Here is a 13,378-nt window from a genome sequence, read left to right as displayed (position 1 = left end):
CATTGTTCAAGCCGGGGTACCAGATGAGACTCAAAAGCGCGCTGGTGATCGGGTTGATCAGCCTTGGCATGGCTCCCTCGATTGCCGCAACGCGGCCTCACGCCGCGCATGCGCGTGCAGCAACCGGGCTGGATGCGAACGGGCATCTGAAGGCCGTTCCACTGCCGGCCGCGCAGGGCTTCGCCTATGCCCGGCTGGCCGATGGCGTGCAGGTGCGCGTGGGCGAGGTCACCAAGAACGTGATCTTCTATGCGCCGGATACGGTGCGGGTGAATGCCAATCTCGGCCGCAATTACTGGACTGCGCGCAGCATCGTCGTAACCGCCGGGCCCCGGCCGGTGGCCTTCACGCTCAGCGAAACGGCCAGCGCTCTCACCCTGACGAGCGCGAAGCTGCGCATCGAGATCGACAAGGCGACGGGCGCCCTTCGCTTTCTCGACCGCAGCGGCAAACTCTACACTGAGGAACAAGCCGCCAACCCGCAGACCCTGAAGGTCGCGACCATTTCCGGCGCGCCCACCTATGAGGCCAGCAACAGCTTCACGCTGCGCCCCGACGAGGCGATCTACGGCCTCGGCTTCACCGGGGACGACACCAGCAACAGGCGCGGCAAGGAGGTGCTGCTGGTCCAGACCAATATGGGCATCATCATCCCGGTCATCATGTCGTCGCGTCGTTACGGCGTGATGTGGGACACCTATTCCCAGATGCGCTTCAAGGACGATGCGAACGGCGCCTCGCTCTGGGCCGAGAGCGCGCCGGGCGGCGTGGATTATTACTTCATGGGCGGCGACACGCCTGACGCCGTGGTGGGCGCCTATCGCGCGCTGACCGGCCAGGCGCCGATGTACCCCAAACAGGCCTTCGGGCTGTTCATGAGCAAGGAGCGCTACAAGACCCAGGCGCAGCTGGTCGATATCGCACGCACCTTCCGCAAGGAGCAGTTCCCGCTCGATTACATCGTCCAGGATTGGCAATATTGGGGATCGGACAAGGACGGCAGCTGGAGCGGGATGACCTGGGATCCGGTCCGCTATCCCGACCCCGCCGGCATGGCGCGCGATATCCACGGCCTGAACATGAAGCTGATGGTGTCGATCTGGCCCTCGATCGGCAACGACACCGCCCTCGCCCATGAGCTCGACGCCAAGGGTCTGCGGTTCGAGCCGCTGCACTGGATCTCCAAGCATGCGCGCGTCTACGACGCCTATAGCCCGGTCGGGCGCCAGATCTATTTCAAGCACGTCAAATCAGGCCTGCTCGACAAGGGCGTCGATGCGCTGTGGATGGACGGCACCGAGATCGAGGTGAGCAGCGCGATGTGGAACGCGCAGGACAATATCCGCGACACCAAGGCGCTCGGCTCGAACGCGCTGGGCGATTTCGCCCGCTATCTGAATCCCTATTCGCTGATGACGACGCAAGGCACCTATGACGGCCAGCGCGCGACATCGGACAAACGGGTCCTCACCCTCACCCGCTCGGCATGGGCAGGCGCGCAACGCACCGCGGCAGCATCGTGGAGCGGCGATATCGTCTCCAGCTGGAAGACCCTGAAGCAACAGGTCGCGGGCGGCGTGGATGTGACGGTGACCGGCAATCCCTATTGGACTCAGGACACCGGCGGCTTCTTCGTCCCTGACTTCCCCGGCGGCGAGAAAAATCCGGCATGGCGGGAACTCTTTGCCCGCTGGCTGCAATTCTCCACATTCAACCCGATCATGCGCATCCACGGCACTGACGTCGAGCGCGAGCCTTACCGGTTCAAGACGCTCGATCCGGATGTCTATGCCTCGCTGCGCGGCAGCGTTGCCCTGCGCTATCGCCTGCTGCCCTATATCTACGGGCTGAGCTGGCAGGTGACCTCGGCGGGCTACACGATGATGCGCCCGCTGATGATGGACTTCCCAGACGACCGGGCGACCGACACCATCGACGACAGCTTCATGTTCGGGCCCGCGCTCCTCGTTCACCCTGTCACGCGCGCAATGTACAATATTTTGCCCCCGCCTGCGGCGACCATCCCGACAGAGTATTTGCGCACGCCGGACGGACAGTCCGGCCTGGCGCTGCAATATTTTGAGGGCGAGAATTTCGAGACGCCCAAGGCCAAGCTGGTCGATCAGAAGGTCGATCACAACTGGCCTGATCCGCCTTTGGCGGAAATCCCGGGCGGCCTCTCGAGCCTCCGGCATTTTTCTGCGCGCTGGGAGGGCGAGATCATCGCGCCGGAGGACGGCGAGTATGAGATCGGCGTCGCCGGCAATGACGGTTTCCGTCTGTTCCTTGCGGGCGAGAAGGCGACGGAGGACTGGGCGGCTGGTGCCGAGCGCTATCGCAGCGTCAGGCGCGTCCTGAAAAAGGGCGAGCGGCTGCCTGTCCGCATCGATTATTACCAGATCGACGGCAACCGTGTTCTGCGCCTCGCCTGGCGCCGGCCCTCGGACTTGCGTTCGGCTACCGCGGCGGTGAATGCGCAGCGCGACCTGACCATGCGAACCTATCTGCCGAAAGGCAGTAGCTGGTATGATTTCTGGACCAACGAACGCTTTGCGGGCGGCGAGACCGTATCACGCGAAGCGCCGCTCGACGTGGTTCCGCTCTATGCCCGTGCCGGGTCGATCGTGCCGATGGGCCCAGACCTGCAATATGCGACCGAGCGGCCCGACGCGCCTTATGAAGTGCGGATCTATCCGGGCGCTGATGCGCGCTTCACCGTCTATGAAGACGACAACGAAACCTACGCCTATGAGAAGGGCCAGCGCGCAACCTATGATCTCGTCTGGAACGACAAGGCGCACACGCTGACGATCGGTGCACGACGTGGCGCCTTCCCGGGCATGGTGACGCGGCGTCGCCTGGACTTCGCGCTGATGGGTGCGGTGCCGGTCAAAAGGCAGCTCGTTTATGCCGGGAAAGCGGCGAGTGTGACATTCGGCTGGTGAGTCCGCTGTCCTGGGATGCTGAGTCCTGACATCGGTTGCGACCACGCCCCATCGTCACCCCGGACTTGTTCCGGGGTCCAATGCGCCGCAAGCCAAAGTGCCGATGGTTGCGCGGCAACGTGGATGCCGGAACAAGTCCGGAATGACGACCAGGCTAAGCCCGATGACGATAAATCGGCACCATCACAGCGCGCCCAGAGCGGAGCCATGATTCAACCGCATCCCCGGATCGGCCATAAGATGCGCACGGGACGTCTCAGAAGCCTGAACCGCTCTTTCTTATCGTCTGGCTCTTCGAATGCTGCGCGCGGCGCCAAGGACGGCGCCTGCGCGGCAAATTCCCTGTTAATTTCCCTGTTATTCCCTGTTCCGGCGAGAGCAGGGCGAACGCAAAATTCAATAATCACTTGTAATATATTGATAATTTTAGAATTCAGCTGCGAACGGCGCCGAAAAAAAGAAAAAAATTCCCTGTTCCGCGCAAATAACAGGGAATTTCATCCCCGCGACGACGCCCTCGCGAATGGCAGTCAGCGGCGCATCGCGCTCCTAAGTCGAGCGCGACAATGCCGGCCCCAGCAACCGGACCGGGCGCCCAGGCGCGAGCTTGATCTCGATCCGGCGGTCGCCCAGCCGCACGACACGCGCCGAGGCGATGCCGCCGGTCAATGTCACGGCCGCCAGCTTGCCGTCCCTCCAGGACAGATCCACCCGGCATTGTCCGCGCGCGCGCAGGCCGGTGATCGAACCCGCCTTCCAGGCGGAGGGCAGCGCCGGCAGCAACAAAATCTCGTCGCCACGGCTCTGCATCAGCATCTCGGCCATCGCCGCCGCCCCGCCGAAATTGCCGTCGATCTGGAATGGCGGGTGCGCATCGAACATGTTCGGATAGGTGCGCCCCGGGCCGAGCAGGAAGCGCAGGATGCGGTGCGCGTGCTCGCCGTCGCGCAGCCGCGCCCATAGATTGACCCGCCAGGCCGTGGCCCATCCGGTCGATTCGTCACCCCGCAGCTCGAGCGACCGCTGCGCCGCACGCGCGAGATCAGGCGTGTCGTCGAGATTGATCTGATGGCTCGGATAGAGGCCGTAGAGATGGGAGACATGCCGATGATGCGGCTCCGGTACGTCCGCGTCCCAGTCCGCCCGCCACTCCTGCAACTGGCCCTGGGCGCCGATCCGGTCTTTCGCCAGGCGAGCACGTGTCGCCCGCAATTGCGCGGCGAGCTCCGCATCGACCTTCAGGAGGCCTGCGGCGGTGGCGACCTGATCGAACAGGTCCCGAAGGATCTGCATATCCATTGCCGGCCCGGCGCACAGCGAGGCGCCTTTGGGATGGATGTTCTCGGGCGATACCGACGGGTTGGTGACGAGTTCGCCGCTCTCCGGATCGGGCTGCAGCACGTCGAGGAAGAACAGGGCAGCCCCGCGGATCAGCGGATAGACCGACCGCAGATAGGCCAGGTCGCGGCCATAATCATAGCGCTCCCATAAATGGGTGCAGAGCCAGGCACCGCCCATCGGCCACAGCCCCCATTGCGCGCCATCGATCGGCGCGGTGGCACGCCAGAGATCGCTATTGTGATGCGCGACCCAGCCGCGCGCGCCGTACATCTCACGCGCTGTCCTCGCGCCTGTCTCGGCCAAATCGCGGACCAGCGCGATCAGTGGCGTGGTACATTCGGCAAGCCCGGTCGGCTCAGCCGGCCAGTAATTCATCTCGGTATTGATGTTGATCGTGTATTTGGAACCCCAGGGCGGTTTGGTACTCTCGTTCCAGATGCCCTGAAGGTTCGCCGGCTGGCTACCGGGCCGCGAAGAACAGATCAGCAGATAGCGGCCATAGTGGAAATAGAGCGCCGCGAGCGCCGGATCGTCCGAGGTCTCGGATGTCCGGATGCGCTCGTCCGTCGGCAGGTCGGCGGCCGGCGTCCGCCCCAGGTCGAACGAAACGCCATGGAACAGGCGACGGTGCTCAGCTGCCGTCTCCGCCGCGATGCGGACGAACGGGAATTTGCTCGCGCGCGCGATCTGATCGCGCGTCACGGCCGACGGATCGCCCCCCGTATCATCGAATCGGCGATAGCTGGTTGCCATGGCGATCAACAGGGTCACAGCATCGGCGCCGCGCAGGGCAAGCCCGGCTTCACCAGCGCGCAACGCGCCGCCCTTCGCCAGGACACGGACGCGTGCCTCGAATCGAAGCGCGGCCGCGACGTCATGATCGGCGCGGTTGCGGCCGGACTGCAGCATCGTATCGCCCAATATCGTGAGCGCGGAATCCTGCGGCGAGGTGAGGCCCAGATCCAGATCGATCGCGCCGCGCCGGTCAGCCTCGATATGGACTGCGATGACCTGCAATATGGGCGATGCGATGACTGATCGACGGTACGTGACGCCGTTCGAAACGAAACGCGTCGTAGCGATCGCATCGTCGATATCGAGCTCCCGCTCATAGCCGGTCACTGATCCGGCATCGACATTCGGCATATCGATCAGCAGGTCGCCGACCGTCTGATAGGGCATCTGAGTCAGCGGCTTGGCCATCACCTTCGCATTGGCCAGCGCCTGCGCCTCGACATAGCGGCCGGCGAAGATCAGCCGCCGCACTTCGGGCAGCGTCGCATGCGCCTCCGGATTGACCGGATCATAGGGCCCGCCCGCCCAGAGCGTATCCTCGTTCAGCTGCAGACGTTCATGCGCAGTCCCGCCGAACACCATCGCGCCGAGCCGGCCGTTGCCGATCGGCAATGCCTCGGTCCATTCATGCGCCGGCTGACGATACCAGAGGCGGTTGCGGTGGGGCGCGACTGTCTCGGCGGCGATCAAGGGACCGGATACGGTGAGCCCGACAGCCGCCGCGGCCGACCCTTCCATCACTGCCCGCCTTGTGAAGCGCTGGCCTTTGCCCATTTCTGTTTTTCCCATCGCCAAGATAATCGGATTGTCGGTCATCGCCACGAAACAGGCGAGCAAGCACATGTTTTGCGGACAAAAAAGAGGCCGCCGACCATCAGTCGGCGGCCCAGGAGGGAAACGGGCGTATCAAACATCCAGCCTCTCCGGCCTCACGCAATCGATTTCATTTATGAAAGCCAGATTGCACAAGTGCTTACTTCAAGTCAAATTGTCGAGATGAAGTGGGGCCAACGTGGCGGTATCCACGGGCTCGGCGACATCGGTTGCCCTTGAGTAGTGCTGCGATTCGCGTACCAGCCACACCGCGCGATGCTGCGCGAGCCAGAACGAGAATGCCGCCATGCGCCACATACTGATCCTGGACCTTCAGGACGATCCGGATGCTATCGCGGCCTATCGCGACTGGCACCGTCCCGGCGGCCCGCCCGAGGCCATCACGCGATCGCTGCGCGAGAGCGGCATCGAGGATATGGAAATCTGGCAGGCAGGCGACCGACTGGTCATGGTGATGGAAACCGGACCCGCTTTCGATCCAGCTGCCAAGGCCATGCGCGACGCGACTGATCCTGAAATCCAGGCTTGGGAGCGCCTGATGGACCGCTTCCAGCGCCGCCTGCCCTTCGCCCCCGAGGGGGTGAAGTGGGTGACGACGGAACGCATCTACGCGCTGAGCGATCAGCCGGGCTAACTGCCCGAATTGAGTGCTGCGGCCGCGCGAAACAGCGCCTTCAACGCCGCCTCATCGATCTCCTCGCCCTCCTGGAAATCGATCGCGCGCCTGACATTGCCGTCGAGGCTCGAATTGAACAGGCCTGACGGGTCGTCGAGCGCAGCGCCCTTGGCGAAGGTCATCTTCACGACCTTCTTGTAGGTTTCGCCGGTGAAGAGCATTCCGTCGCGATACCAGGTCGGAACACCCCGCCACTTCCACTCCTCGACCACATCGGGAATGGCCTGCTTGATCAGCCCGCGGAGCCGCGAGAGCATCTCGCCCCGCCAGTCACCCAGCTCCCGGATCCGCTCGTCGATCTTTTCGGATGGAGAGAGTTCGCTCATTGCACCTGCTCCTGCGCGCTACGCCACTTGGCCGCATAGGGCATCACGAACATGTACAGGCCGCTGAACAGCAGCAGGAAAAGCGGCAGCAGGGGCGAATAGACGACATAGGCTGGCGGAGTCCCCACCGCCATGCAGGCGAAATTGGCGATCACGGTCGCTGTGAAGATAATCGACAGCCAGCGATGGGTCTGCCGAATCCAAAGGTTCATGTTCATTGAGACCTCCTTGTCGAAGAGATGTTGGATGTGGCGCCGCCTCTCACGCCTCGCGCGCCAGCACCTGCTCCAGGTTGGCGAAGAACTTCGCCCAGCCGAACTTGGCGCCGTGATAGGCCTGTTGCTGATCGGCCCGGAAACCCGCCTGCTCCATGCGAAGATGAGTGCCGGTGCCCGACGGCGTGAGCGTCCAGGTGACGACGCTCTCGAGGCCCATGCCACCCCAGCTATAGGCCAGCGACCTGTTCGGCTCGAGTTCCAGGACCTCGCAGCCGACCGAGCCCCAGTCGCCACTAAACTCGAAACGATGGCCCATGACCGGCATGAAATCATTCTTCATGAGCCACTCGGCGAGCAGATGCGGCTGGGTGAGCGCGCGCCAGATCTTCTCCGGCGGATAGGCTATCTCGCGCTCGACAGTGACAGTGCGCGTTTCGGCAGTGGTATCGCTCATTGATCCATCCTTTTGAGCAAATTTTCGAGATCGTCGAACCTGCTTTCCCAGAAGCCGGTCATCTCGCCGGTCCAGTCGACCAGCGGCGCCAGGGCGCGGGGCAGCGCACTGTAATGCGTCTGGCGACCTTCGTGGCGGTCGAGCACCAGCCCGGCCTGTTTCAGGGCACCGAGATGTTTGGAGACTGCCGGTTGCGATATCCCCGCCTGCGCCGTCAGCGCTCCGACCGTCTGCTCGCCCCCACGGCAGAGCCGCTCGAAAATGGCCCGGCGAGTCGGATCGCCAAGCGCCTTGAAGAGCATTTCGTGCGTGGGTGACATCGGAACACATAACTCGCTGGCTATTGATCAATCCAATAACCGTGGAGTTATGAGTTCGTCAATCAGAAATTTCTGAGCAGCAATCGGCCCCTGGCGCTGCGCTCAGAAAATCAGTTTGCCGCCGACGATCGCGAGCGTTCCGGCGAGGATCGGACGCAGAAACCGGTCTGAGATCCGAGTCGAGATGAGGCTGCCGATGATGATGCCCGGAACCGAGCCGACGAGCAGCGACAGCAGCAGATGGAAATCGACCGAGCCCATCACCCAATGGCCAGTGCCGGCAATCAGCGTCAGCGGCACCGCATGGGCGATGTCGGACCCAACCAGACGGTTCACCGGCAGCTTCGGATACAGCACCAGCAAGGCGGTCATACCGACCGCCCCGGCGCCGACCGAAGACAGCGACACGAGCACACCAAGGATGGCGCCCAGCGTGGTCGTCAGCCGCCCGATCCCGCCCGAGCTCATCTCCTCGATACCGTCAGCGAAATAGGCAAGGATCTGGCGACGGAACAGCATGGCGATCGCGGTTGCGATCAGGCCGACGCCAAGCATGACGGTGATGACATGCTCGGTCCCTTCAAATCGCCTGCCGGCATAAGCGAGGACCAGCAGCGTCAGGATCGTCGCGGGCACGCTGCCCAGGGCGAGGCGACGCACCACTTTCCAGTCCACGGTGCCGTGCATGCCATGTACGCCCGCACCGACCGTCTTGGTCGCCGAAGCATAGAGCAGGTCGGTGCCGACCGCAGTCACCGGGTGAAAACCGAACGCAAGGACGAGCAACGGCGTCATCAGCGACCCGCCGCCGACGCCTGTTAGGCCGACCAGGATACCGACCGCGAGCCCGGCAAGTGAATATAGCAGGTTGATGTCGCCCAGACTCACTTGCGATCCTCGTGCAGCCGAATGCGGCTCTTTGCGCCAATGCCTAGGCCGGCCGCAAGAAACGGAAGCTTCTGCGGGGTAGTGTCTTTGTATCTGATCGTTTCGGCGCGGGACAGGCCCATCATCCCACGGCCGCGCGACCCAATCCGAAACTGCCACGGTTCTGCGCTGGGCCGAGGCGCTCCCAAGCCATGGCGAAAGTCGCCACCGCCATTACGACGAGATGCCCCGCTTCGAACAGGAATGGCAACGCCATCAGCGCCCAGCCCGATCCCGCACAGGCACGCGCGGTTGCCACGCCGTGGCAAAGGCCCCTGAGCTCTGGAGCGCGACTGGGCCAGGCGATCGTTGCGTCGCGACACAGACGGCGGCACCGCGCCTTGGCGGGCGTCGCCTGCCACGCGACGGCGATGCCGATCGCGATCAGGGGTGCCGCCACGGTTGCAAGGCGAAGACCAGCTGTCGCGGCCGCGAGCAGCATCAGCACCGCCAGCCAGACAGCAGCATAGGAACTCAGGAACGCCAGGGCCGCCAAGGTGCTGCGAAAGCGTGAACTGCCTAGCGCGCCAACCTCCGCAATCGGCCTGCTCAACACCGGCAGCATCATCGCGCACAGCATCAGCAGCCACGATATCAGCAGGGGGCCGATCGGGTTCAGACGCAGCGCAATCGCCGCGCCCGCAAGGGCAGCAGCGGCCGAATGTCCGCCAGGACCACAGAAATCCGGCAGACCGGGAATGGCGCTGCCGGACAACACTATCCAGGCCAGCGCGCTCGGGGCCAGCACCCCGATCTGGCGCCACGGGATTGGGCCGATCGTCACGACCCGTTCCCGATCCGGGCCTTGCCCGTGGCATCGCCGGTGCGGCGCTGCCAGAATGGCGCATCCGGCCACCGCGCGGCCGCGGCATAATGGTCGGCAAGCGAGCGGGCATAGCCGGTAAAGCCATGTTCGCTCATCATCGCAAACCGCCGCCGGCTTTCCGCCTCACATCCATCGAGCATGTCCATCGCCGCATAGGCAGCGAGAATACCCGAGCGCAGCGCATGGATCAGGCCGCGCGACGAAAGCGGATCTGCCGCGAACAGCGTATCGCCGGCTGCGACCCAGCGCCTGCCGGCAGCCGGCTGTAGCGTGACGGTGCCGGCGGACCGCACCGCGACCACCCCCGCTCGCGCCGTCTCGGGAACCAGCACTCTCATATGTCGCGTGGCTTCGAGCGCATGCCACCATCCCTCGTCGCCCCTCAGGCCGAGCGTGCGGGCTACCTCCGGGTCAGTCATGCAGCAGACGATGCGGCGCCCGCCCGGAAGGTCGGCGCTGTACCACCACCCTTCCGGCCGCGCCTCGATGATGGTTCGGTTATCGCCCTCCACCCCTTCGAAGAAACGGCCAAGCGCCACAAGGTTGTCATGGACGCCCACCCGCGCATCGAGCGGCCGCGCCAGCCGCCAGTTCCGCCCGGTCGCCCATATCACCGCGCGGGCGATCACCTGGTCACCATTCGCAAGTATCAGGCGCCAGCCTTCCCCATCGGGCACCGCTGACCGCACTGCCCTGCCAGTCTGTACCCTCGCCCCGGCTGCAATCGCAGCGTCGGCGAGCAGACGGTCGAAACGGGCGCGGTCGAGATGCCAGCCCGGGCCTCGCGCAGAGAAGATGCTGTGCCGCTCCTCGAGCTCTTCGTCGGTCCATGCCGCGGCGACCGACCGCCCGACGACGAAGCCCGCCGCCTCGAAGGCGGGCAGCACCCCGAGCTGATCGAGCAGGCTGCGCGCCAGGGCGGGGAGGACCTCGCCGGGCCGAGCCGAACTATAGTCGCCCGCCTCGAGAATCTCCACCGCAAGCCCCGGCGCATGGCGCCGCAGCGTCAGCGCCGCGGCGGCACCCGCCGGCCCACCGCCGACGATGGCGAGATCAGCTGTCGACGCCGGAATCTTCGACACAGACATATTTGACCTGAGGCGAGGGTGCATTGAGGCTCGACTCGGGCACTGTCGGATTGCGGACGACGAAGCCGAGCTTCGACCACTCAGTCACCATCTTGAGATCGCCCGCATAGGTTTGCGGGATGCCGCGTGCCCAGTTGCGGAACTGGTAATTCTGGTCGCCGAGATCATAATAGACCTGCATCGGCCGGTGCGCGGGCCACCACAGAGTCTCCCAGACCTGCTGCTCCTTCACCATCATCGTGTCGCCGACGCTGTCGGGGCTGAGCTTGTTCCAGTCCTCATAGGTGATGTCGATCGTCTGGGTCGAGCATTCGTTGAAATCGGCCTGCCAGGGCAGCCCCGAAAGCTTGGTGACGTCGCCAGGCTGAAGGCCGATCGAGAAATTGCTCTTCAGCGACAGTGGATCGCCGGCATAGGCGATATAGCCCTCCTCGGCGAGATCGGCGCCCCAGCGATTCTGGTTCTGCTGCGCGGCGGTGAGCTGGAACGTGTACCATGCGGGATCGGCCTTCAGCCGATAGGGCTCGCGCCATATCGCCGGGTTGCGGATGATCCAGGTGACCTCACCGCCGGGGCAGAAGGCGCCACCGAGCAGGTTAGAGAGCACGCCGCGATCGAGCTCGCGCCCGGTGGTGGCGGTCCAGCCCTTATAGGGCTCCCACGGGTCGGGCTGCGGCGCGAAACCGGCACCGACCTCGTTGATGAAATGCCCTGCCGCCCATTGCCGAAGCAGGAAGAGCTGGGTGTCAGTCAGCCGCAGGAACTTGTTGACCGTCTTGTTGGTGATCGGATTGTCGCCCGCGAGCAACGGCATCAGCGGCTGGAGATAAGTGCGGGTCGCCGGATTGGCATCGAGCCGGAACAGATTCTCCTCGCCCGGCTTGCGCAGGAGATCGAATAGATATTGGCGCGCGGCGCGGTCGGGATCGGTGGTCGCATCGCGCGCCGCGGTCTCGAAGGCGCGGGCGAGCAGCATGCCCGAGCGATATTCGAACGCCAGACGGTGCAGCACGGCGGCAATCGGCTCGTCCGGATTCTGGGTGCGATCTGGGCCGGTCGGCTCCTGCCGCGAGGTCCGACGCGCCATCAGCAGGTTCGCCTTCGCCGGTTCCGGCGCGACCGCTGCGGCAATGGCCACGATCGCCGCCTCGACTGCAGCATCGAGTCCCGCCTTCGCCTCGGCATAGTCCGGGACCGGCACCTCCTCGTTCTCGGCGAACAGGCGCTGCCAGCGCGTCGCATACGCCTGGGGATCCTCCCCCGCTTCGGGCGGGCAGACCGCAACAGTGAAGGCGGCTGCGGCGACCTTTAGCGGCTCGCCCGCCTCATCGATCGCACCCGCCGCGCCAGGCGCCCGTGTCGCATCGAGGAGCATCAGGCTCGGCTCGACCGCTGCTTCGAGCAAACGCCCGGAGACATGCTCATCGACCGCCCGGCGCAGCTTGCGCTCGAGCGAGCGCGGCGCAATCCGGGGCGGTACCGACAGCTTGTTGGGATCGAAGGTGCCGCGATCCGACTGGTTGTGCGGATAATTCGACTGCTGGAGGATGTTGCTGAAATAGGAGAATTCGTCGGCACGGAACAGGATCGGCCAGATATCGCGCCAGAACCAGGGCCGGTAATCCGGATTCCACTGCACCGGCCCCGCCTTCCAGTGCAGCAAAGCCGGCGTATCGAGCGGATCGATTTTCTGCGGCTCGGCGAAGGTGCCGCGCGTGCCGTACATATCGGTGCGATAGGCGAATTCGCGGATCGACATGTCCTCGATCACATCCTCGAGCGTGATCATATCGAGCACTTCGGGCGCGTAGCGCGGATAGCCGACCAGCACCCAGGCGGGATATTCGACATCGATATAACGAAGCTGATTGACCCGGCTTTCCATCATCACCAGCCGCGCCATGACGGGCCCGTCGGAGATATCATCGAACCAGCCATCGGTATTGGCGTAGCTCTCGATGCGCGGATAGCCGAAGCCGGTGTTGAAGGTGCCGCTGCGGCCATGGCCGCCCAGCACCAGCAGCCGGCCCTTGTCGTCGGTCATGATCTCGCCGAGCGTGTCGATGTCGTGCGGCTGCATGCCGGTGGGCGGGAAATTCACCGCGTACATCGGGTTGCCGTCGCGCGAGAAGCTCGCCCGGCGCTGGGTCAGGTCGACTGCCTGCGGGCCGGGATCGATGATCAGCTTCTGCCGCGCGCCCTCGTCCGTGATGGTCGGATTGCGCAGTGGCGTATCGTCGGGATAGCCGACCTCGCCGCGCAGCCCATCGAATGTGTACCAGGCGGCCTTTTTGTTCGCGAGCTGGACCCGCCATTGGATGTCGACCAGCGTGCCCTGATTGCCGCCGCCTTCGATCGGGTCGCCGACCTTCAGCGCGCGGCCGTCGGGATGATCGTCGTCATAGACATAGATATGGAAGCGCGCTGCCTGGCGCTTGATCCGGCCCTGGCCATCCTTGAACTTGGTGACGCGCTTGTCGCCCTTATAGGGGTTGCCCTTCACATCGCAGTCGATCGGCAATTGCGCCGGGCCTTCGGGCGAGATGCAGAACTCGTCCGGGCTGTCGCCGAGGCGCGCGATGCCGATCGCCGGATGGATGCGGTAAACCGGTGGCGGCGCCATGCGAA

At 64.5% G+C, this 13,378-nt stretch carries 11 protein-coding genes; 2 read left to right on the top strand and 9 right to left on the bottom strand.

Annotation, left to right across the window (positions count from 1 at the left end):
- Nucleotides 1-23: 23 nt before the first annotated feature.
- Nucleotides 24-2,945 carry a glycoside hydrolase family 31 protein gene (locus AC1DVS_RS11615; RefSeq protein ID WP_478023130.1) on the top strand — a complete coding sequence of 974 codons (2,922 nt, stop codon included), beginning with the start codon at nucleotides 24-26 and terminating at the stop codon, nucleotides 2,943-2,945.
- 549 nt (nucleotides 2,946-3,494) lie between these two features.
- Here AC1DVS_RS11615 and AC1DVS_RS11610 read toward each other — a convergent pair.
- Nucleotides 3,495-5,855: a glycoside hydrolase family 95 protein gene (locus AC1DVS_RS11610; protein WP_478023129.1), complete on the bottom strand. Its 2,361-nt coding sequence runs from the start codon at nucleotides 5,853-5,855 to the stop codon at nucleotides 3,495-3,497.
- Between the two features lie 346 nt (nucleotides 5,856-6,201).
- Here AC1DVS_RS11610 and AC1DVS_RS11605 point away from each other — a divergent pair, with 346 nt between their 5' ends.
- Nucleotides 6,202-6,549: an L-rhamnose mutarotase gene (locus AC1DVS_RS11605; RefSeq protein ID WP_478023127.1), complete on the top strand. Its 348-nt coding sequence runs from the start codon at nucleotides 6,202-6,204 to the stop codon at nucleotides 6,547-6,549.
- Here the strand turns inward: AC1DVS_RS11605 and AC1DVS_RS11600 are convergent.
- From AC1DVS_RS11600 to AC1DVS_RS11565, 8 genes are all read right to left on the bottom strand, one after another.
- Entirely contained in the window at nucleotides 6,546-6,917 is a 372-nt protein-coding gene (locus AC1DVS_RS11600) for a DUF1801 domain-containing protein (RefSeq protein ID WP_478023125.1), read from the bottom strand. The two genes, AC1DVS_RS11605 and AC1DVS_RS11600, sit on opposite strands and share 4 nt — an antisense overlap.
- Complete coding sequence (locus AC1DVS_RS11595; protein ID WP_478023123.1) at nucleotides 6,914-7,135, bottom strand: hypothetical protein; 222 nt, start codon at nucleotides 7,133-7,135, stop codon at nucleotides 6,914-6,916. Before AC1DVS_RS11595 ends, AC1DVS_RS11600 begins: the two co-directional genes overlap by 4 nt.
- A gap of 43 nt (nucleotides 7,136-7,178) precedes the next feature.
- Nucleotides 7,179-7,589: an SRPBCC family protein gene (locus AC1DVS_RS11590; protein WP_478023122.1), complete on the bottom strand. Its 411-nt coding sequence runs from the start codon at nucleotides 7,587-7,589 to the stop codon at nucleotides 7,179-7,181.
- Nucleotides 7,586-7,909 carry an ArsR/SmtB family transcription factor gene (locus tag AC1DVS_RS11585; protein ID WP_478023120.1) on the bottom strand — a complete coding sequence of 108 codons (324 nt, stop codon included), beginning with the start codon at nucleotides 7,907-7,909 and terminating at the stop codon, nucleotides 7,586-7,588. Before AC1DVS_RS11585 ends, AC1DVS_RS11590 begins: the two co-directional genes overlap by 4 nt.
- A gap of 102 nt (nucleotides 7,910-8,011) precedes the next feature.
- Nucleotides 8,012-8,797 (bottom strand): sulfite exporter TauE/SafE family protein, encoded by a 786-nt coding sequence (locus tag AC1DVS_RS11580; RefSeq protein ID WP_478023118.1) that lies wholly within the window; start codon nucleotides 8,795-8,797, stop codon nucleotides 8,012-8,014.
- A gap of 121 nt (nucleotides 8,798-8,918) precedes the next feature.
- A complete protein-coding gene (locus tag AC1DVS_RS11575; RefSeq protein ID WP_478023116.1) occupies nucleotides 8,919-9,620 on the bottom strand; it encodes a copper chaperone in 702 nt (233 codons plus the stop codon).
- Entirely contained in the window at nucleotides 9,617-10,750 is a 1,134-nt protein-coding gene (locus AC1DVS_RS11570; protein ID WP_478023114.1) for an FAD-dependent monooxygenase, read from the bottom strand. Before AC1DVS_RS11570 ends, AC1DVS_RS11575 begins: the two co-directional genes overlap by 4 nt.
- The gene (locus AC1DVS_RS11565) at nucleotides 10,716-13,373 is read right to left on the bottom strand and encodes a LodA/GoxA family CTQ-dependent oxidase (protein WP_478023113.1); all 2,658 of its coding nucleotides are present in this window, start codon (nucleotides 13,371-13,373) and stop codon (nucleotides 10,716-10,718) included. Before AC1DVS_RS11565 ends, AC1DVS_RS11570 begins: the two co-directional genes overlap by 35 nt.
- Nucleotides 13,374-13,378: the final 5 nt, after the last annotated feature.

It is taken from the genome of Sphingomonas sp. P3_C5 (genome assembly GCF_056402635.1).
Note: the sequence above shows the minus strand (reverse complement) of the source record. Positions and strands in the feature narration are given on the sequence as shown.

Coding starts and splice junctions, on each gene's coding strand:
- AC1DVS_RS11615 (WP_478023130.1), top strand. CDS start 24: ATGAGACTCAAAAGCGCGCTGGTGATCGGGTTGATCAGCCTTGGCATG.
- AC1DVS_RS11610 (WP_478023129.1), bottom strand. CDS start 5,855: ATGGGCAAAGGCCAGCGCTTCACAAGGCGGGCAGTGATGGAAGGGTCG.
- AC1DVS_RS11605 (WP_478023127.1), top strand. CDS start 6,202: ATGCGCCACATACTGATCCTGGACCTTCAGGACGATCCGGATGCTATC.
- AC1DVS_RS11600 (WP_478023125.1), bottom strand. CDS start 6,917: ATGAGCGAACTCTCTCCATCCGAAAAGATCGACGAGCGGATCCGGGAG.
- AC1DVS_RS11595 (WP_478023123.1), bottom strand. CDS start 7,135: ATGAACATGAACCTTTGGATTCGGCAGACCCATCGCTGGCTGTCGATT.
- AC1DVS_RS11590 (WP_478023122.1), bottom strand. CDS start 7,589: ATGAGCGATACCACTGCCGAAACGCGCACTGTCACTGTCGAGCGCGAG.
- AC1DVS_RS11585 (WP_478023120.1), bottom strand. CDS start 7,909: ATGTCACCCACGCACGAAATGCTCTTCAAGGCGCTTGGCGATCCGACT.
- AC1DVS_RS11570 (WP_478023114.1), bottom strand. CDS start 10,750: ATGTCTGTGTCGAAGATTCCGGCGTCGACAGCTGATCTCGCCATCGTC.
- AC1DVS_RS11565 (WP_478023113.1), bottom strand. CDS start 13,373: ATGGCGCCGCCACCGGTTTACCGCATCCATCCGGCGATCGGCATCGCG.